The organism is Pseudomonas sp. GW821-FHT09D08 (assembly GCF_059416305.1).
The window spans coordinates 625,665-644,373 of sequence record NZ_JBWKOX010000002.1 but is presented as its reverse complement, the minus strand read 5'-3'; the positions used below and the strand labels follow the sequence as shown (position 1 = coordinate 644,373).

At 61.5% G+C, this 18,709-nt stretch carries 17 protein-coding genes and 1 pseudogene; 6 read left to right on the top strand and 12 right to left on the bottom strand.

Annotation, left to right across the window (positions count from 1 at the left end):
• Positions 1-217: 217 nt before the first annotated feature.
• A complete protein-coding gene (locus tag AC07OP_RS06040; RefSeq protein ID WP_495101055.1) occupies positions 218-1,537 on the bottom strand; it encodes an OprD family porin in 1,320 nt (439 codons plus the stop codon).
• A 225-nt stretch (positions 1,538-1,762) separates the two neighbouring features.
• Here AC07OP_RS06040 and AC07OP_RS06035 point away from each other — a divergent pair, with 225 nt between their 5' ends.
• From AC07OP_RS06035 to AC07OP_RS06020, 4 genes and pseudogenes are all read left to right on the top strand, one after another.
• The gene (locus AC07OP_RS06035) at positions 1,763-2,095 is read left to right on the top strand and encodes a DUF2790 domain-containing protein (RefSeq protein ID WP_065938413.1); all 333 of its coding nucleotides are present in this window, start codon (positions 1,763-1,765) and stop codon (positions 2,093-2,095) included.
• Positions 2,096-2,200: 105 nt separating this feature from the next.
• Positions 2,201-2,977: pseudogene (locus AC07OP_RS06030) on the top strand (PAS domain-containing protein); the annotation flags it as partial.
• Between the two features lie 108 nt (positions 2,978-3,085).
• Positions 3,086-3,517, top strand: coding sequence for a methyl-accepting chemotaxis protein (locus AC07OP_RS06025; protein WP_371263385.1), 432 nt, complete (start codon positions 3,086-3,088; stop codon positions 3,515-3,517).
• 58 nt (positions 3,518-3,575) lie between these two features.
• A complete protein-coding gene (locus AC07OP_RS06020; RefSeq protein ID WP_495101056.1) occupies positions 3,576-4,151 on the top strand; it encodes a flavin reductase family protein in 576 nt (191 codons plus the stop codon).
• A gap of 6 nt (positions 4,152-4,157) precedes the next feature.
• Here the strand turns inward: AC07OP_RS06020 and AC07OP_RS06015 are convergent, their stop codons facing one another.
• Positions 4,158-4,967 (bottom strand): AraC family transcriptional regulator, encoded by an 810-nt coding sequence (locus AC07OP_RS06015; protein ID WP_065938415.1) that lies wholly within the window; start codon positions 4,965-4,967, stop codon positions 4,158-4,160.
• Positions 4,968-5,104: 137 nt separating this feature from the next.
• Between AC07OP_RS06015 and AC07OP_RS06010 the strand changes: the two genes are divergently transcribed.
• Together AC07OP_RS06010 and ddlA are read left to right on the top strand one after the other, a co-directional pair.
• Positions 5,105-5,743, top strand: a complete 639-nt coding sequence (locus AC07OP_RS06010; RefSeq protein ID WP_495101057.1) for a LysE family transporter — start codon at positions 5,105-5,107, stop codon at positions 5,741-5,743.
• A 44-nt stretch (positions 5,744-5,787) separates the two neighbouring features.
• Positions 5,788-6,882, top strand: coding sequence for a D-alanine--D-alanine ligase (gene ddlA, locus AC07OP_RS06005; RefSeq protein WP_495101058.1), 1,095 nt, complete (start codon positions 5,788-5,790; stop codon positions 6,880-6,882).
• A gap of 26 nt (positions 6,883-6,908) precedes the next feature.
• Here ddlA and AC07OP_RS06000 read toward each other — a convergent pair whose 3' ends face one another.
• The 10 genes from AC07OP_RS06000 to AC07OP_RS05955 all read right to left on the bottom strand — a co-directional run bounded on the left by AC07OP_RS06000 (position 6,909) and on the right by AC07OP_RS05955 (position 18,443).
• Positions 6,909-7,223 (bottom strand): helix-turn-helix domain-containing protein, encoded by a 315-nt coding sequence (locus AC07OP_RS06000; RefSeq protein ID WP_495101059.1) that lies wholly within the window; start codon positions 7,221-7,223, stop codon positions 6,909-6,911.
• 121 nt (positions 7,224-7,344) lie between these two features.
• Positions 7,345-8,067, bottom strand: coding sequence for a peptidoglycan editing factor PgeF (gene pgeF, locus AC07OP_RS05995; RefSeq protein ID WP_495101060.1), 723 nt, complete (start codon positions 8,065-8,067; stop codon positions 7,345-7,347).
• Positions 8,068-8,090: 23 nt separating this feature from the next.
• Positions 8,091-9,920: a gamma-glutamyltransferase gene (ggt, locus tag AC07OP_RS05990; RefSeq protein ID WP_495101061.1), complete on the bottom strand. Its 1,830-nt coding sequence runs from the start codon at positions 9,918-9,920 to the stop codon at positions 8,091-8,093.
• 36 nt (positions 9,921-9,956) lie between these two features.
• A complete protein-coding gene (locus AC07OP_RS05985) occupies positions 9,957-10,736 on the bottom strand; it encodes a PhzF family phenazine biosynthesis isomerase (protein WP_169899185.1) in 780 nt (259 codons plus the stop codon).
• 101 nt (positions 10,737-10,837) lie between these two features.
• Complete coding sequence (locus AC07OP_RS05980) at positions 10,838-13,279, bottom strand: TonB-dependent siderophore receptor (protein ID WP_495101062.1); 2,442 nt, start codon at positions 13,277-13,279, stop codon at positions 10,838-10,840.
• A 104-nt stretch (positions 13,280-13,383) separates the two neighbouring features.
• Positions 13,384-14,340 (bottom strand): FecR family protein, encoded by a 957-nt coding sequence (locus tag AC07OP_RS05975; RefSeq protein WP_495101063.1) that lies wholly within the window; start codon positions 14,338-14,340, stop codon positions 13,384-13,386.
• On the bottom strand, positions 14,333-14,860 hold the full coding sequence (locus AC07OP_RS05970; RefSeq protein WP_495101064.1) for an RNA polymerase sigma factor: 528 nt from the start codon (positions 14,858-14,860) through the stop codon (positions 14,333-14,335). The genes AC07OP_RS05975 and AC07OP_RS05970 overlap by 8 nt, the downstream gene beginning before the upstream one ends.
• A 132-nt stretch (positions 14,861-14,992) precedes the next feature.
• Positions 14,993-15,826: an EamA family transporter gene (locus AC07OP_RS05965; RefSeq protein ID WP_495101065.1), complete on the bottom strand. Its 834-nt coding sequence runs from the start codon at positions 15,824-15,826 to the stop codon at positions 14,993-14,995.
• Between the two features lie 228 nt (positions 15,827-16,054).
• A complete protein-coding gene (locus tag AC07OP_RS05960; RefSeq protein ID WP_495101066.1) occupies positions 16,055-17,005 on the bottom strand; it encodes a transporter in 951 nt (316 codons plus the stop codon).
• A 190-nt stretch (positions 17,006-17,195) separates the two neighbouring features.
• Positions 17,196-18,443: an acyl-CoA dehydrogenase family protein gene (locus tag AC07OP_RS05955; RefSeq protein WP_495101067.1), complete on the bottom strand. Its 1,248-nt coding sequence runs from the start codon at positions 18,441-18,443 to the stop codon at positions 17,196-17,198.
• Between the last annotated feature and the right edge of the window lie 266 nt (positions 18,444-18,709).

Below are 18,709 nucleotides of genomic sequence, written 5' to 3'. Positions count from 1 at the left end.
CGTCACTGACCGGGCACGCAAAAAAAACGCCCCGGCTGGGGCGTATAAAATTCATCTCTGTTCCAAAGGAGCTACACAAAAGCCGCAGAGATGAGAGGTGTTCGATGCGCAGTATAAAAAGTGCAACTTAACGAGAAGGTGAGGCCGATATTACAGTTCTGACAGACTTCAACCTGTGAACAGATGTAGGGCATCGGCAAGTGAATGTAAGCGCGTCTTAAAGCACCGCCAGTGGGTATTCGATAATGACGCGGACTTCTTTAAGGTCGGACTCGAATGAACTCGAGCGCACGGTGGCCTGGCGCAGCCGCAGCGATAAGTCCTTCAAGTTGCCGCTTTGCACCACGTACTTGGCTTCGATATCCCGCTCCCAGCGGCGTTGGTCGGTGAGCGGGTCGCCGGCGGCATCGCGGCGCATATACACCGCGTTGGCATTGCTGTAGTCGGCGCCGGTGCCCTTGCCGTAGCGGGTCATGAACGACAGGCCGGGAATGCCGAATGGCTGCATGTCCAGGTCGTAGCGCAGCATCCACGAGCGCTCCTTGGGCGAGTTGAAGTCGCTGTACTGGATCGAGTTGTTGAGGAAGATCGAGTCCGACTGGCGCAGGTAATCGAAGTCGTCGTCGCCGTTGTTGCGCTGGTGCGACACGGCCAGGCTGTGGGCGCCCACCTTCACGCCGAGCCGGGCGCTCCAGATGCTGTTATCGAATTCACCCAGCAGCTTTTTGCCTTCGTCCACGGCCTTGTAGTAGTTGATGTCGCCGAACAGCGAAACGTCTTCGTTCAGCGGGTAACTGGCGGCGCTGCCCACGTAGTACTGGTCCCAGGCGTCCTTCAGGCGGCTGCTGTACAGGCTCAGGCTCAGGTGTTTGTTGAGTTGGTAATCACCACCGGCATAGCCGATCCAGGGCGAGTCCACGGGGCCTGCATAAAACGTCGCAAAGCCCTTGTTCATGCCGCTTTCGTTGGGCTGGCTCATGCCGCTCAGACGCCCGCCCTGCAAGGTCAGGCCTTCCAGGCTGGTGTTCTGCAACGTCACGCCACGGAAGCTTTCCGGCAACACCCGCGAATCGCCGTAGGCCACCACGGGGGTCAGCGGGAACACGTCGCCGGCCTTGATCACCGTGTCCAATACCCGCAGTTTCGCCGCGCCGCCGACCTTGCTGTAGTTGTCTTCGGGATGGTTGTTGCTGTCCACCGGCAGCACGCCGAACGAGCCCTTGCCGCCGCTGCGGCCGGTGCCCGAGTCGAGCTTCACGCCGACCATGGCGAAGGCGTCCAGGCCGAACCCTACGGTGCCCTGGGTAAAGCCGGATTCGAATTTACCGATCAGTCCCTGGGCCCAGGCTTCGGAATAGCCATTGCCGGTGGGGCTGGATTGGCCTTTGCGGTCATCACGGTTGAAGTAAAAATTGCGCGCCAGCACGTTCACGCTGCTGCCTTCGATAAACCCTTCAGGTTTGTCTTCCGCGGCCACGGCTGCCAGGGGCAATGTGGCGATCAGTGAAAGGGGAAGGGTGTAATAACGGATCCGCATGTTTCGCTCCTCGGTGTTGGCAGTTATCAGCTTCTTATGGAGGCGGGCGTTCTTATTGATCTGGCCCGGGCTGATAGTTGCAAACCGTGGATAACGATTGGGTGGCGTGAACATTACAATTCTGGAAGCTCGTCGCCACCTAACAAATAAGTAATGTTCTGGTGAACATCGCGTCAGGGTTCGTTCGTTAGTCTCGGTACTGAACTTTCAGTCGAGGAACAGGTGATGAACTTTTCTACCGCAGGCGTAGGTGTATTAACGGCCGTCCTGTCATTCGGTGCATTGGCCGAAGGCGGGGGTGACCGGACCTTTGCCCTGATGATGGAACGCAATGAAAAAGCCATGGCCGCCTACGCCGAGAAAAACGGTAAGCCGGCGCCCCAGGTCCAGGTGTATCGCTATGGCATGGACCTGGACATTGCCAAGGTGGTCAACGTGACGCCGCCGATCCGCGCGTGCAGTACCGTGCCTTCGCGCATGACCTATGAAGACTCCAGCGGCAAGCTCACCACGTTGGAGTACCAAGTCATGGGCGTGTGCCGGAATAACGGCAGTTAATGGCGTCAAAAAAAAGAGTGGGGTGTAGCGCCTGAGTTCGCTTCAGAAACAGCCCATAGGGCCGATGCAGATCTGATACTTCTCTCCCATCGACCTCGGTGCCCTATGTTTAACACCCGCTTGAAGCAGGAGCTGTCCGCTCTTCGCGAAGAACTGTCCAGCTTGCAACAGGTCAGGGAGAGCCTGGAAAGCGAAATGCTCTGCCTGACGCTGGACGCAGAAGGTCGGGTTGAATGGGCCAATGCCAACTTTCTGCAGGAACTGGTCTACCAGAGTTCCACGCTGCTGGGGCGCCCCATCGAAGACCTGGTGCCCGCCCATGTGCGCCAGGACGAATTCCAGCAGCGCTTCAAGAACGCCCTGCTGCGCGGTGAGCATTTCGCCGGCGCCGTACGCCTGATGCGCGGCAACGGGCAGGAAGCCTGGTTGCGCTCGATTGTGCAGCCGGTGCGCAGTTCCGATGGGCGCATCAAGCACTTTTCGATTTACTCCAGCGACCTCACCCGCACCATCGAAGCGTCGCGCGAGCATGAAAACCTGATCACCGCGCTGGTGCGTTCCACCGCCGTGATCGAGTTCGACCTGGATGGGCACGTGCTGACCGCGAACGACCGCTTCCTCAGTGGCATGGGCTACAGCCTGGCGCAGATCCAGGGCAAGCATCACCGTATCTTCTGTGAGCCGCAGGAGTACAACAGCGCCGAGTACCAGCATTTCTGGAAACGCCTGAACGCCGGTGAATTCGTCGCAGCGCGCTTCAAGCGTGTGGACAGCCATGGCCGCGTGGTGTGGCTGGAAGCCACCTACAATCCGGTGCTGGACGCCAATGACCGTTTGTACAAAGTGGTCAAGTTCGCCACGGTGATTACCGATCAGGTCAATCGGGAGCAAGCCGTGGCCGAGGCCGCGAACATTGCCTACAGCACCTCGTTGCATACCGACGACAGCGCCCAGCGCGGTACCACCGTGGTGACGCAGGCGGTGGAGGTGATGCGCGACCTGGCCACGCACATGCAGGCGGCGGGTGAAGGCATCGAGGCACTGAACGCGCAATCCCAAGTGATCGGCACCATCGTCAAGACCATCAGCGGCATTGCCGAACAGACCAATTTGCTGGCGCTCAACGCGGCCATCGAAGCGGCACGTGCCGGCGAGCAAGGCCGGGGCTTTGCGGTGGTGGCCGATGAGGTGCGCCAGTTGGCATCACGGACCAGCAAAGCCACCGAGGAAATTGTTGGTGTGGTGCGTCAGAACCAGGATATGGCCCGCGACGCGGTGGCCCTGATGACCGACGGTCGCCTGCAAGCCGAGCAAGGCCTGGCCCTGGCGGCGGAAGCGGGCACGGTGATTGTGGAGATCCAGGACGGCGCACAGAAGGTGGTCAGCGCTGTAGGACAATTCGCTAACCAACTGTCGAGCTGATCCATGGGGCTGATGCTTGAGGTATCGTAGGTTTTTTCGTTTGAAGAGCCGATCCTCCATGAGCCCTACCCACTGCCGCCCCGTTCCGTTGCCCAAGGCTTATCGTTTGCTCAACCACGGGCCAACCGTGCTGGTAAGTGCGGCCCACAACGACCAGCGCAATATCATGGCGGCCGCCTGGGCCATGCCGCTGGATTTCGAACCGCCGAAAGTCGCCGTTGTGTTGGACAAGGCCACCTGGACTCGCCAATTGCTGGAAGGCGCCGGCAGCTTCGTGCTGCAGGTGCCCTGTGTGGCCCAGGTCGACCTCGTGCAGACGGTCGGCAATACCACCGGTACCGAGCGTGACAAGTTCGCCGCTTATGGCCTGCAAACCTTCAGCGGTGAACACACGGAGGCGCCGTTGCTGGAAGGCTGTGTAGCCTGGATGGAATGCCGCTTGCTCCCCGAGCCCCACAACCAGCAGGCCTATGACCTGTTCCTCGGCGAAGTGGTCGCAGCCTATGCCGACGAACGTGTGTTCAGCGAAGGCCGCTGGCACTTCGAAGGGCATGATCAGTTACGCACCTTGCACCATGTAGCGGGTGGGCATTTCCTGAGCATCGGCGAGCCCATCGATGGGCATTCGCTATAAGCGCACTCAGCGCCCGAGCATCTTCACCCATCGCGACGGCGGCATACCGTAGGTGCTGCGAAATTGCCGGGTCATGTGGCTCTGGTCGGTGAAACCGGCGGTCAGCGCCGCGTCCACCAGCGACTGCCCCTGCGCCAGCAGACTGCGCACCAGGTCCAGCCGGCGCATCGTCAGGTAGCGATAGGGGCTGGTGCCGAACAGCACGCGAAAGTCCCGTGACAATGCCCAGCGGTCGCGGCCGGCGTGGTCGGCCATTTCGTCCAGGGTGATGCTGCGGCCCAGGGCGCTGTGGATAAACTCCCGGGCGCGCTCGGCGGCGACGTAATCGAACGCCTTGCGGCTGACGATGGCGCCCGCGGCGTTGCTCAGCGCGTGGGCCAGGTCGAACATCGCGTCCTGTTCCTGCAACGGGTCGATGGGGTTATCCAGGTTTTGCAGCAGCACATCGCTGGCGCGGAACAGCCTGGGGTCAGTGGACAAGCCACCGGGGATAAACGGCAACGGCTTGCCGCCAAGGATCTGCTGGATCAGCGACGGCTCCACGTAAATCATTCGGTACTTGAAACCCTCGTCACTGCCGGCGTGACCGTCGTGGGTCTCATCGGGGTGAAGCACCATGGTCGTGCCGGGCAGGCTGTGGATCATGTCGCCGCGATAGTGAAAACTCTGTACGCCAGACAAGGTACGCCCGATGGCATAGGTGTCATGGCGATGGGGGTCGAAGGCGAAACCGGCGAAGTACGCCTCGATACGGTCCAGGCCGCTGGCATGGGGGGCACGGTGCAGCCAGTCGAAGTTGCGGGTCGGTTTGCCCATGGTGGCTTGTCACAAAAAGAGGTGGAAACACGTTAACCCAGTCTGCATCCCTTGTCTGCCGGGGTCTTGTACGATTGTGCAGGTGGCGGGCGAGGTCTATGCTCCCTGCTCGTGCCCTGCGCTGATGGAGCCGCCCCATGGAATTTATCAACCCCACCTATGTGGCGCCTCTGGTCTCGCTGGCCCTGCTGTGGACGGTGGCGGTGGTGACGCCGGGTCCCAACTTCTTCAACACCGCGCAGTTGGCCGCCAGTTGTTCGCGCCGTCATGGCGTAGTGGCGTCGGCGGGCGTGGCTACCGGCACGATCATGTGGGGGCTGGCGGGTGGCCTGGGCATCAAATCGCTGTTTACCGCCGCCCCCATGTTGTACCTGGCGTTCAAGATCATCGGCGGCTGCTACCTGATTTACCTGGGGCTGAAACTGTTCAAGCGCTCGGCACCGACGATGGGCCAGAGCCTGTTGCGGGACGAAGCGCGCCGCTCGTTGTTTTCCGCCTGGCGCCTGGGGTTGCTGGGCAACCTGTCCAACCCCAAGGCCGCGTTGTTCGTCGCCACCATCTTCGCGTCCACCATGCCACTGTCGCCATCCCCCGCGCTGCTGGCCCTGGCGGTGATCACCATCGCCAGCTTGTCGTTCAGCTGGTATGCCTGCGTGGCGCTGGTGTTTTCCAGCGAGCGCATGGCCAACCTCTACAGCCGTTCGCGCAAGTGGCTCGACCGTTTTGCCGGCGGGTGCTACGTGTTGTTCGGCGCCCATCTGGTAGCGAATCGCTGACCGTCCGTGGTAAGAAGCCTTACTTTCAACAGTGAGGCCGGGTCATGAGCAAGGTGCGGGTAGGGATTATTTTTGGTGGCCGTTCGGCCGAGCACGAAGTCTCGTTGCAGTCGGCGCGCAATATTGTCGACGCACTCGACCGCACCCGCTTCGAGCCGGTTTTGATCGGCATCGACAAGGCCGGCCACTGGCACCTCAACGACACCTCGAACTTCCTGATCAACCAGGAAAACCCGGCGCTCATCGCCCTCAACCAATCCAACCGCGAACTGGCGGTGGTGCCCGGCAAGGCCAGCCAGCAGGTGGTGGAAACCTCCGGCAACGGCCTGCTGGCACACATCGACGTGATCTTCCCCATCGTCCACGGCACCCTCGGCGAAGACGGCTGCCTGCAAGGCCTGCTGCGCATGGCTGACCTGCCTTTCGTTGGCTCCGACGTGCTCGGCTCGGCGGTGTGCATGGACAAGGACATCAGCAAACGCCTGCTGCGCGATGCCGGCATTGCTGTGACGCCGTTCATCACCCTGACCCGCAGCAACGCCGGGCGTACTTCCTTTGAAACAGCGGTGAATAAACTCGGCCTGCCGATGTTCGTCAAACCGGCCAACCAGGGTTCTTCGGTGGGCGTGAGCAAGGTTGGCAACGAGGCTGAGTACCACGCCGCGGTTGAACTGGCCCTGGGTTTTGATCAAAAGGTGCTGGTGGAGTCGGCGGTTCAGGGCCGCGAAATCGAATGCGCCGTGCTGGGCAACGAAAACCCTGTGGCCAGCGGCTGCGGCGAGATCGTGGTGAGCAGCGGCTTTTACTCCTACGACAGCAAATACATCGACGGCCAGGCGGCCCAGGTGGTGGTGCCGGCCGACATCAGCCATGAAGCCAGTGAGCGGATTCGCCGCTTGGCCCTTGAGGCATTTGAGGTGTTGGGGTGCGCTGGGTTGGCGCGGGTCGATGTGTTCCTGACCGACGATGGTGAAGTGCTGATCAACGAAATCAACTCACTGCCCGGCTTCACTCGCATCAGCATGTACCCCAAGCTGTGGCAGGCAGCGGGCATGAGCTACAGCGAGCTGGTGAGCCGGTTGATCGAGCTGGCGTTGGAGCGGCATGCGGGGCGTAAGGGCTTGAAGATCAGCCGTTGATCCTCAGGGAGTGGCCAGTAACGCCATCAGGCGTTACTGAGGACTTCCCGAAAAACGTCTGGTCTTATGGCCGCAATATGCAGCAGTGAGCGTGCTGCGCCGGAGGGGGAACGACGCCCCTGTTCCCACTCTTGAAGGGTTCTTACCGAAACCCCCAAAAGCTCGGCAAATTTGGGTTGCGACAGTCCTGTCTTGCTTCTTGCTTCGGCAGCTTGAGTGATTTCGATCTGCTGCACGGTGCCGTAGCGTCCTGCTTTAACATCCTGAACAGCGCTCAGTAATTCTTCGCCGATATTGCGTTTGGCGTCACGTTCCTGCAGTTGTTTATCAGTGAGAGGCATGGTTCATCTCCTTCGCAATTTTGTACAGGATGTGCGCTGGAATATTCTCCGTAGCGCCCTTGCCGTAAATCTCTGAAGACATGTAGAGGATTTGAGAAAGAGTGTTGTAGGCCTTCTCCTATCAGTCTGTGCGAGCAATCCACGAATAAATCAACGTCTTCGCTTCCTCCGGCTGATGCGTCCTTCTGCGGTAGCTGGCAAACGTCGGCGACGTGCAGTAGGTGCACACCTCGCTCACGTCGATCTGCTCACGCTTGACACCCGCCGCTTGCAGCAGCAACAACCCATACCCGCTCAAGTCAAACCACGCACTGCCTGCTTGCCTTGCATGGGGCGGATTGATTTGCGGGGACCGCAGCGGTGCCGGTTGCACGTAGCTCCACGGCGCCTGGGCGTGTTGCCACAGGTGCCCTTGGTCACTCTGGAACTCGGCGATAAAGCCTTCGCTCACTTCATAACAGCACGGCTTGATCGAGGGGCCGATAGCTACTTGCAGCTGGTCGGCTGCAATCCCTTCGGCGGCAAAGCGCTGCATGACGTTGGCGATGATCCCGCGTTGCAGCCCCTTCCAGCCGCCATGGACTGCGGCCACCCATTCGCCGGTTTTCGACGCGAACAGAATGGGCAGGCAATCGGCGGTGATCACCGCGATCGGGTGAGTGTGGTGCGTCAACACACCATCGGCCTCGATCGTATTGGCCACCTGGCCCGCCTGCCATTCAATCACCGAGGCGCTGTGCACTTGCTTGCAGATGAACACTTCATCCGGGCGCAGTGGGTCGTCGATCGAACAGAAACCGTGGTCGATGCCAGGGATGGCAGCGAGATTTTCAGCCTGATGCAAGGGCTTACCTCCGTTCAATAAAATCAGTCGCCGAGCGCCTCGCCTTCGCGCCGAGGGTCGGCGCCGCCGCTGAGCGACACCTTGCCCAGGGCGTCCCGCTTGAGCACGATGGCCTGGATGCCGCTGGTCATGTCGATCTCGCTCAGCTCATGGCCCTTGTCCTTCAATACCTGCTTCAGGCCTGGGCTGAACAACCCGGCCTCCAACTCGGTAGCCCCATTGCGGCTGCCGAAATTGGGCAGGCCGATGGCGGCTTGCGGGTCGAGGTTCCAGTCGAGCAGCGCCACCAGGGATTTGCTCACGTACTCGATGATTTGCGAGCCGCCCGGCGAACCGAGCGTAGCCAGCAATTCACCGCTCTCGCGGTCGAACACCAGGGTCGGCGCCATCGCCGAGCGCGGGCGTTTGCCGGGTTGCACGCGGTTGGCGACCGGCTGGCCGTTTTCTTCGGGGATGAATGAGAAGTCGGTCATCTGGTTATTGAGCAAGAAGCCCTGCACCATCACATGGGAACCGAACGCGGCTTCCACCGTGGTGGTCATCGACACGGCGCCACCCAGGTCATCTACGGCGACGACTTGTGACGTGGAGATGCGCAGCGGCGAACGGTCCGGTGCATACGCGACTTGAATACCGGCCGGTCGGCCTGGCTTGGCGATGCCCATGCTGCGCTCGCCGATCAGCGTGGCACGCTGTGCCAGGTAGTTCGGGGCCACGAGGCCGGCCACCGGCACCGGTGTGAAGTCCGCATCGGCCACGTACAGCGCACGGTCGGCAAAGGCCAGGCGACCGGCTTCGGCGATCAGGTGCACGGCCTCGGGCGTGGGCTCAAGCCCGGCAGGCGAAGCGCTTTTTATCGGTGTCATCGGCGCGATGGCCAGGCGCGGGTCGCGGGCTTCCAGGGCCTGCAATGTGCCGAGCATCTGCGCAACCGCAATCCCGCCTGAGGACGGCGGCGGCATGCCGCAGACTTTCCAGCGCTTGTAATCGGTGCACAGCGGCACGCGTTCCTTGGCGACGTAGCCCTTGAGGTCGGCTTGATTCAGGCTGCCGGCATTACGGTTGCCCTGCACCTTGCGCGCAATCTCATCGGCAATCGGCCCGTGGTACAAGGCGTCCGGTCCTTCCTTGGCGATGCGCTTGAACACAGCGGCCAGCGCCGGGTTTTTCAGCCGTGTACCGGCGGCTTTTGGCGTGCCGTCGGCATTCAGAAAGTAGGCCGCCATCTCCGGCGATTGCTGGATAAAGCGGTCAGCGGCGATCAGGCTGTGCAAACGCGGTGAAATTGCGAAGCCCTGCTCCGACAAGCGAATCGCCGGCTCGAACAACTGGGCCCATTGCAGGCGGCCGGTCTTCCTATGGGCCATTTCCAGGGCCCGCAGCACCCCTGGCGTGCCCACCGAGCGCCCGCCGATCTGCGCGTCGGTGAAGGCCATCGGCGTGCCGTCGGCGTTCAGGAACAACCGCTCGGTCGCCCCGGCCGGAGCCGTTTCCCGGCCGTCATAGGCGTGCACGTTTTTCCCATCCCACAGCATGATGAACGCACCGCCGCCAATGCCGGAGGATTGTGGTTCCACCAGGGTCAACACCGCCTGCATCGCAATGGCGGCGTCAATGGCCGAGCCGCCCTGGCGCAACATCTCGCGTCCGGCCTCGGCCGCCAGCGGGTTGGCGGCGGCGGCCATATGGCGCTCGGCATGGCGGGTGCTGAGGTCGGTGCGATAGCCCGAGCCCAACTCCGGTGCCGGTGGCTGGTCGTTGACCGGGGTGTGGCAGGCAGCTAGGGTCAGGGCTGCGGCCATGAGTGACAGTTGGCGGCGGGAAATCGAAAACACGTGCTGAACTCCGTTCATTGTGCGAATGATCTGTTGTCCTTGGGGCGCTGCGGTTTACAGGTAAATCGTGCCTTGCATGTACAACACTGCCTTGCCGGAAATAATCACGCGGTCGCCCTGCAGCTCGCAGTGCAACTGGCCCTTGCGCTGGCCCCCTTGCTCGGCCGTCAAGTGCGACTTGCCCAGGCGCTCGGCCCAGAACGGTGCCAGCGAGGTGTGTGCCGAGCCGGTGACCGGGTCTTCATCGATCCCCACATTCGGCCCGAACCAGCGCGAAATGAAATCAAACCGTGTGCTCTTGGCGGTGACTGCAATCCCGCGCTTGGGCAGGCCCTTGAGCCGCGAAAAGTCAGGCGTCAGCGCGGCGACCTGGGCTTCGTCGTCCACCAGCACGATGTAGTCATCGGTGCCGAACACGTCGGCGCTCTCGATCCCCAGGGCACTCAACATTCCAGCGGGCGGTTCGCAGCGCTGTGGTTGCCGGGCGGGGAAATCCATCGCCAGCTCATCACCCTTGCGCGTCACCCGTAGCTCGCCGCTGCGGGTGGCAAAGCGCAGCACCTGGGGTGCATCCGCCAGCGCGTGAATCAATACCCACGCTGTCGCCAGCGTGGCATGGCCGCACAGGTCGACTTCGACTTGCGGGGTAAACCAGCGCAACTCATAGAAGCCATCGCGGGGCACGAAGTAGGCGGTTTCGGAGAGGTTGTTTTCGGCGGCGATATGCTGCAGTTGCTCATCGGGCAGCCACTCGGTGAGCGGGCACACCGCGGCAGGGTTGCCGCCGAAGGCATGTTGGCTGAAGGCGTCGACTTGGTAGATGTCCAGTTTCACCGTGAAGCACTCCGTGCGTGGGGGGAGGCTGGACACTAACAGTGGTAAGGGAGTGCGTCAAAAGCGGCCTACCCTCGGGATAGGCCGTGTGGCTCAGGCAATCAGAAGTCCCAGCGCGTGGTCAGCATGAAGTGACGCGGTGCGCCGTAGATGGCGGAGTTGTAGAAGCCCACGTTGGTGTAATACGGCTTATCGAACACGTTATTGAGGTTCAGCGTGGTCGACAGGTTTTTCGTGAATTGGTAGCGCGTCATCAGGTCCACCACCCAGTAGGACTCCTGGGAAAATTTCTCGGTGGTGTCTTTGGGGCTGTTGTAGATGTCCTGCCACACCGTGTTCTGCCAGCGCAGGCCACCGCCGACGCTGACTTTGTCCAGCTCGCCCTTGAGCTTGTAGATCGTGAACATGCTCACTTGATCCTCGGGCTCGAAGGTCGAGATTTTTTTGCCGGCGTCGTCGCGTACCACCTTGTGGGTGTAGCCACCCTGCAACTGCCAGCCTGGAGCGATTTCGCCGGACAGTTCCAGTTCGTAGCCCTTGGTCGTCGCGTCGGTGCCCTTGAAGGCAAAGTTGGGCGGTGTCGGGGTCTGGTTGTTGTACGCATCGTCGGGCAGGGAGCGGTTGCTTTCCTTCACCTCGAAGTACGCCAGGCTGGCGTTCAGGCGTCCGTCGAGGAACTCACCCTTGAGGCCCACTTCATAGTTCTCGCCTTCGTCCGGGTCAATCAACTTGCGGTTACGGTCGAGGTTGTAGCTTTCCTGGGGCATGAAGACATCGGTGTAGCTGACATAGGCCGACAGGTTGTCCGTGAGGTCATAGATGGCTCCGGCATAGGGAATAAAGCGTCCGGTTTCACGGTAGGTATCGGTGCTGCCGGTCAGGGTGTAGTCGACCACGCGCCCGCCTAGCAACAGTTTCAGGTCGTTGGTGAGGTTCCAGCGGGTGGTGAGGTACATGCCGGTCTGGCGAATGGTGTCGTCGGTGACTTGGGAGGCCACGCCCCAGTCGGGCTTGGCCAGGTTGCCATGCCAGTTGACGTAGTCGACCAGGTTGGCGGTGGGGAAGGTTTCGTCCCAATAGCCCTTGCCCTTCCAGTGGGCGGTACTGATGGATCCTCCGATCACCAGGTCATGTTCACGTCCGAGGAAATTGAACGGGCCGCTGATATACAGGTCGGCCGAGTCGCTGGTGGTTTCGCCCTTGTAGCGCTGGGCGTTGATATTGGCAGTGCCGTCCGCCGCCGGCTGGTAGAACTGGATCGCACCCATCTGGGCGTCGTAGCCGTTGAGCTTGTGGTCCAGTTGCAGTTTGGTCACCCAGCCGTCGCCGAGGTCGTGCTCCAGGTTAGCGAACACCGTGCGGGTGTATTGCTGCCAACTGCTCCAGTCAGTGGCATTGCTGAAGGAGCGCTTGGCATTGTTCAACTCGCCGGCATGGTTGAACAGCGGGAAACTGCCGGACCAGGTGGAACCTTTGGGTTTGCTGTCCTGATAATCGGCGCCCACGGTGAGCAAGGTGTCGGGTGACAGGTCGAATTCGAGAATGCCGTAGAACACCGAGCTTTTGTTCGAGTAGCGGTCGATCCACGACTTGTTGTCCTGATAGGCCGCCACGGCACGCCCACGCACATTGCCGGTTTCGGTCAGCGGGCCGCTGACGTCCACTTCCGTGCGGTAGTGATCCCAGGTGCCCGCCGCCGTGGTGATGTGGCCGAGAAATTCCGCCGTAGGCTTCTTGCGCACCAGGTTGATGGTGCCGCCCAGGGAGCCGGCGCCGCTGAGCAGGCCGGAGGCGCCCTTGAGCACTTCGACCCGGTCATAGATCGCCATGTCGCTCAGGGTGTTGCCCGCCGAATAGGCCACGTTGCGCACGGCCGAGGGAATACCGTCGTACTGGAAATTGTTGATCGAAAAACCGCGCGAGTAGTAATTGCTGCGGTCGGTGTCGTAGGCCGACACGGTAATGCCAGGGGTATGGCGCATCACGTCGTCGACACTGTCGAGGGCGAAGTCATCCATGTGCTGGCGGGTGACGACACTGATGGACTGCGGCGTTTCACGTGGGGTCAGCACCAGGCGCGTGGCCGTGGCGATGGTGCCCGGGGTGTAGGAGCCGGTGCCTTCGGTGACGGTGCCCAACTGGTTGCTGATCACGGTGGTGGTGCCCAGTTGCAGGGCCGCGCCGGGTTGTTCGGTGCGGGTCAGTATGACCGCGTTGGGACCATTGAGCTCGAAGCTCAGGGGCGTGCCTTTGAGTAACTGGGCCAGCGCCTCCAGGGCGGTCATGCGGCCGCTGACGCCAGGCGACTCGACGCCTTGGGCCAAGTCCGCCGCATAGGCAATTTGCAGCCCGCTCTGCACACTCAATTGATCCAGGGCATTGACCAGCGACTGACGCGCGATGGCAAAGCTGCGGGTATCTGCTGCTTCACGAATGGCCGGCTTGCCCGCCGGTTCCACGGCAACCGCAGTGCTGCACGCCAGGCAGACGGCAAGCGCAAGAATGCTACGGGCGTGGGTCGGATTGAGTGCTGGAAAGTGCATGTGAGCCCCGTAAGAAATAGGAATGATTTGCAAAGGCAAAGTTCTTGACGGGTTGAAGCTTCGAAAGCCGTAAAACTTTTTGCGACGGGGTCAGGGGCTCTGTATCAGCGAATAATCAGGATGCCACCCGGCAGGCGCTGGATGTGGGTGGAAGTGACTCTACTCAACGCCTGCACGATCGCCTGGGGGTCATCCAATTGGTAATTGCCGCTGACCCGCTCACCGGCAGCGGTATCGTTCAATAGCAGGATCGGTGAGGGATAATAGCGACGGATCTCTGACAACACCTGTGCCAGCGGCGCGTTCTGGAACGACAGCCGTCCGTTGATCCAGGCCATCTGCTGTTCGCCACCTTCCAGGGACAGCGGTTGCAGGTGCCCACCCAGCAACTGTTGCCAGTTGCCCGCCTGCAACACGCTCTGTTCGCCCTTGCGGTTGGCGAAGCGCACGCGGCCTTGTCGCACGGCGACGGTGACGCCCGCGTCGCGCTGGCTGACGCTGAATTGCGTGCCGACTACGGTCACGCTGGCCTCGGCGGTTTCGATGCTAAGAGGGCGCTCTGAGTCGTGTGCGGCTTCGACGTAGAGCTCGCCGCGCAGCAGCTTGATGCGGCGATGGGCGCCGTCGAAGGCGATGCTGATTGCGCTGTGGCTGCCCAGCACGATGTGCGAGCCGTCCTCCAGGTCAACGCGTTCCAACTGCGCAACATCGGTCATGTGGTCAGCCTGCAGGCGCATCGGCACATCGGTCATCCAACCGATGCCCAGCGTGATCAATACGGCAGCGGCGGCAGCCATAAAGCGTGTCTTGCGGTGCGTGGCGGCTTGCGGGGCAGGGGGCAATTCCAGGTCGCCGGCGAGGTTTTTCAAGGCTTGCTCGAAGGCGCGGCTTTCCCACATCGCGGCCAGTTCCGCATACGCCGTGGCGTGCCGGGGATCCGCATCGCGCCACTGCTCAAAGCGCTGGCGGGTGATGGGGTTGCGCACCGTCTCATCGCGCTGGGTGAACCAGTCGGTCGCCTGCTTACGTATGGCATCGGGGGTGTCGGTGCGATCAATCATGGTCGGTCGTTTGCTTGACGCAGGCAATGAGGGCTTGGCGCAGATCTTTTTCCACCGTGCTCAACGACACCTGCAGGCGTTGGGCGATCTCGCTTTGGGACAGGTCATGCAATCGATGCAATACCAGGATTTGTTGCTGGCGTTTGGGCAAGGTAGCGAGCACCTGTTGAAACTGCAGCAGTTGTTGTTGGCCCTGGGCCTGGCTCTCCGGACCGGGTGCCGTGGTGGGCACCTCGACAACCAGGCTTTCGGCCAGCTGGCACTCATAGCGCCTTTTACTGCGCACACTGCGCAGATGATCAAAAGCCAGGTATTGCGCAGTTTGATAAAGAAACGGCTTCAAGTGTTCGATAGGGCGAGCGTACAGCGCTTTCGCCACCTTCAGGTAGGTTTCCTGGGCCAGGTCCTCCGCCTGGCTCGAACAGCCGACGACGCGCGACAGCATACGGATTAACGCACTGCGCTGCCCGATAAAAACGGCGCTGAGTTTTTCCTGATCCCCTGGCGTCCCTGTCTCCATGGCCCCGATACCCTGATGCGGCGTTGCGCGAATAGCAGGCATACTAATGAGAAGTGGTCTCATTTGATAGGGTGGCGGGTGATTTGTTTGGAGAGCAGTCCTGCCGGGCATGTCATAGGTTCGACCGGCGCGTCAGCCCAGTCGCAACACCATCGCCCCGCCGGCAATGATGCACGCAGCCATGATGCGGCGGCGGGTCAGTTGCTCTTTGAGCACCAGTGCCGAGATCACCACGCCAAACAGGATCGACGTCTCCCTGAGCGCCGAAACCGTGGCGATCGGTGCCGCCGTCATTGCCCAAAGTGCCAGGCCGTAGGACACGACGGTGCCGAAGCCACCGATAACACCTGGGCGCCAGTGGCGCGCCAGATAGCGGCAGAATTCGCGCCGCCTGACGGCAAATGCCCAGACGGCAAGCGCAAGGCCGGTGAGCAGGAATATCCACAGCGTATAGGCCGCCGGGGCGCCGGATTTGCGCACACCCACACCGTCGATAAGGGTGTAGCCGGCGATGACCGCCGCGTTGACCAGCGCCAGGAGCATCCCTTTTTTCTGACCGATGCTGGGGGCGGCAGCCATGCTCAGAATGCCGATGCAGATGATGGCAATGCCGAGCCAGGCAAATGAGGACAAGGATTCGGACAACAGCCCTACGCTCGCTGTCGCCACCAGCAACGGCGCGGTGCCGCGCATGATCGGGTAGGTCTGGCTCATGTCGGCAATGCGGTAAGTCGAGGCGACCAGCACGAAATACACCACCTGCAAAATCACCGACGCACCGATGAAGGGCCAGCTTTCCTTGGCCGGCAGCTCCAGAAACGGAATGACCGTCGCTGCGATCAGCGATGCAATGGACGCGATCATGCAGGTGGTCAGGAGCTTGTTGTCACCGCCCTTGACCACGGCATTCCAAGTGGCGTGCAACGCAGCGCCCAGCATGATGATTGCGAACACATCAAGGCTCATGAAGGGACGTCCTATTGGCTAAGTTCTGTATCCAGGAGGGGGGCTGCGAGTATGCCCCAGGCACTTTCTTCAAGGCATAAAAAAACGGTCTACCTTTCGGTAAGCCGTTATCAGTACTGGGTTACGCGTCAAGTGAGGGCAACTGCTGTTCGATTACACCTGACCACCTCATGCCCGGCGTTGTTTCAACGCCAGGCGTTATCGAGTAGCCCTGAATGAGATTTTTGCTCAGAACACCTGCAACAGTCGAACGTTGATGCGGGCGCTTTCCTTGAAGCCATTTTCCACCTCAAGGTCGCGCCCGAGCGCCACCAGCAGTTGCGTCTTCGGGCGGATGAAGTAACTGCCACCCACGCTGATTTTTCGTTGCCGAGCTTCGTCGTCGCTGTCAACGCCATTGACTCGGGTCTCACCGCCCCAGGTCTGTGACAGGCCGACGAAAGCGTTGGCTCCGGGCGTGAACTGGTAACGCAAATATCCCTGCCCCTGGTAGAGCTGTTTCTGCTTGAGCGTGTCGCCGGCAGCGCCGTAGTTGTCGTTCTTGCCGTGGAACATGACGTCGCCGGTCAAGTCGACATACCAATTGTCGGTCAGCCCTTTGACGAAACCTACCTGTAAATCAAACTTCCAGCGGTTTTCCCCCAGATTGAGCGGGCGGTCGTGGCTATAGCTACCCGTTGGAAGGTACAGATAGGGCGCTATGGCTAGATAAGTGCGAGACGCTGCGTCGTTGATCAACCAGACTGGTGCGGCCAGGATAACGTCACCTACCCCGCTGGTCTTGCCCAGTGCACTCGTGTCGCGCCCGGCATCCAGCCGGCCAAACGGTACCAGGATCTGGGGGCCTACCGTCAGCCCGCCAATCGTGGTGTAGTGCACCAGCCTCCCGATACCGACATCCGAGACCAGCCGAGGATCCCGCGCCGTCTGCCGTCCCTGGGCATAGAGTTTGTTGCGCTCGGCATGCTGCAGGTACAGCAACCCCGCCGTCGTACCCTCCGGCGCCGGGACGAAATCACCGATGTCCACATCGATGGCGCGCGCGGTCATTGGCACCATCGTGACCATCGGTAGACAGGCCAAGGCCAATACCTTGTTCATGCTGCTCAGGGGCGAGTGGGTACCGGCCTTTGACACGTGGCCGGTCCTGCGGGCGACGCTGGAGAATGCTTGGGTCATTACGGAAGTCCTCTCTCGAGTAGTCATCTGTCATTGATCGGCCGGCGAAGTGCGGCGACACAGGACAACGCGGCAGTGCGCATGACAAAGATAGGGGGGACGCGCCCCAAGTCGCTTTGTTGGGGCGGTCATTCGTTGTGCTGGGAAGGACAGCTGCTCGGCGCTTACGCCTCGTGGCACGGGGGCCGCTTCAACTGCGTGCCTCTGCGCCGGCCATGGCGTCGTAGGCCGGCGAGCGCAGCAGCGCATGGAGTTGCCGGCGACGGACCCCCATGTTGCCGCCGTCGTACAGGGGAAAACACAGCGCGTCCTGCATCAGACCGGCCAACGGGTAGAGGTCGGTGTAGGCATCGACACCGACAACGCGCATGGCATCGTAGACGGCCTGAACGCACAGTTCCGAACAGTGAACCTTGGTGATGATGGCCAGTTCGCGGCTGCGTCCCTGGGTGATATCGAGCTGGTGACAGGCTTTCCAGGTCAGGTAGCGCGCGGCCTCGATGCGCATCTTGATATCGGCCAGCATGAAGCCAACGTTCTGGTGCTCAATCACAGGCACCGTGCCGGAGCGCTTGTCGGTGCGGGCAAACTTCAAGGCGACGTCGAAGGCCGCGCGCATCACACCTACGCAGGCCGCGCCGATGAGCGCCGCAGTCCAGGAGAAGGCATCTTCCACCATGGCAATGCCATCGCCCGGCTTGCCCACAATATTGGCCGCCGGCACGCGCACATTGTTGAAATGGATGCGCGGCGAGATCGTCGCGCGATGGCCGACGGTATCGAGAAAGCCCGCGATCTCGATGCCCTGGGCGCTGCCGGGCACCATGATGACCGCCAGCGATTGCTGCGGCGGCAGGGCCGCATCGGTACGGCATATGACGCTGTACAGGTGCGCGCCCTTGCCGTCCCAACCGGTACCGTTGGTGGTGTAGTGCTTTGCGCCGTTGATGACCCATTCGTCGCCTTCGAGGCGGGCGAATGTCTGCACGCCGGCGGAGGGGTCGGGACTGTCGTAGTTAGCGCCGCCGGTGACCTCAGTGAAGGCCTGGGCGGCCAGGCGCGAGCCATCTTCGACGAAGTCCGGCAGGAAGCGGCGCTTCTGCTCCTCGGTGCCGTGGTGCAGCACCGCGTGCAAACCCAGGCCGGTGCCCAGCAAGGCCGAAGGCAAGTTGACGTCGGCGGCGGCGAGTTCTTCGGCAGCCAAGGCAAAATCCAGCGTGGTCAGGGCGCTGCCGCCGAACGAGGCGGGCAGCAACGCCTTGATGAAGCCGGCGTCGATCATTGCATCGTAGAACGGCCGCGTGGCGTAGAACCGGTCTTCCGGTCGCGCGATTGGGGCGATGGTGGGGGCGACCTTGCTGAGGACTTCGGCGGCGAAGGTGCGCGCGCTTGCCTGTAAAGCCTTCTGTGATTCGGTGAGCTGGAAATCGATAGCCATGGGAAGCGACCTTTCTTGCGGTGGGTTAGGTAACGGACAACCCATCGTAGGCAGCCGGACTGCCTCGGTCTCGCTGGAGCGTGCAAGCCCAATTGACGATTTGCGCAAGGGCGCAGGGCTTTCCCGACTGAGGTTGTGCCCTCTGCAGAAAGAGCCTGTAGCGGGTGAATGCCCCCTTGGTTCTGGCGCGGACTTTGCGTCTTTCTACCGCAGGTCACATGGGGTCAGTCCTGCGCCTGTTTATCCGGCGAAAACTGCACCGGCAT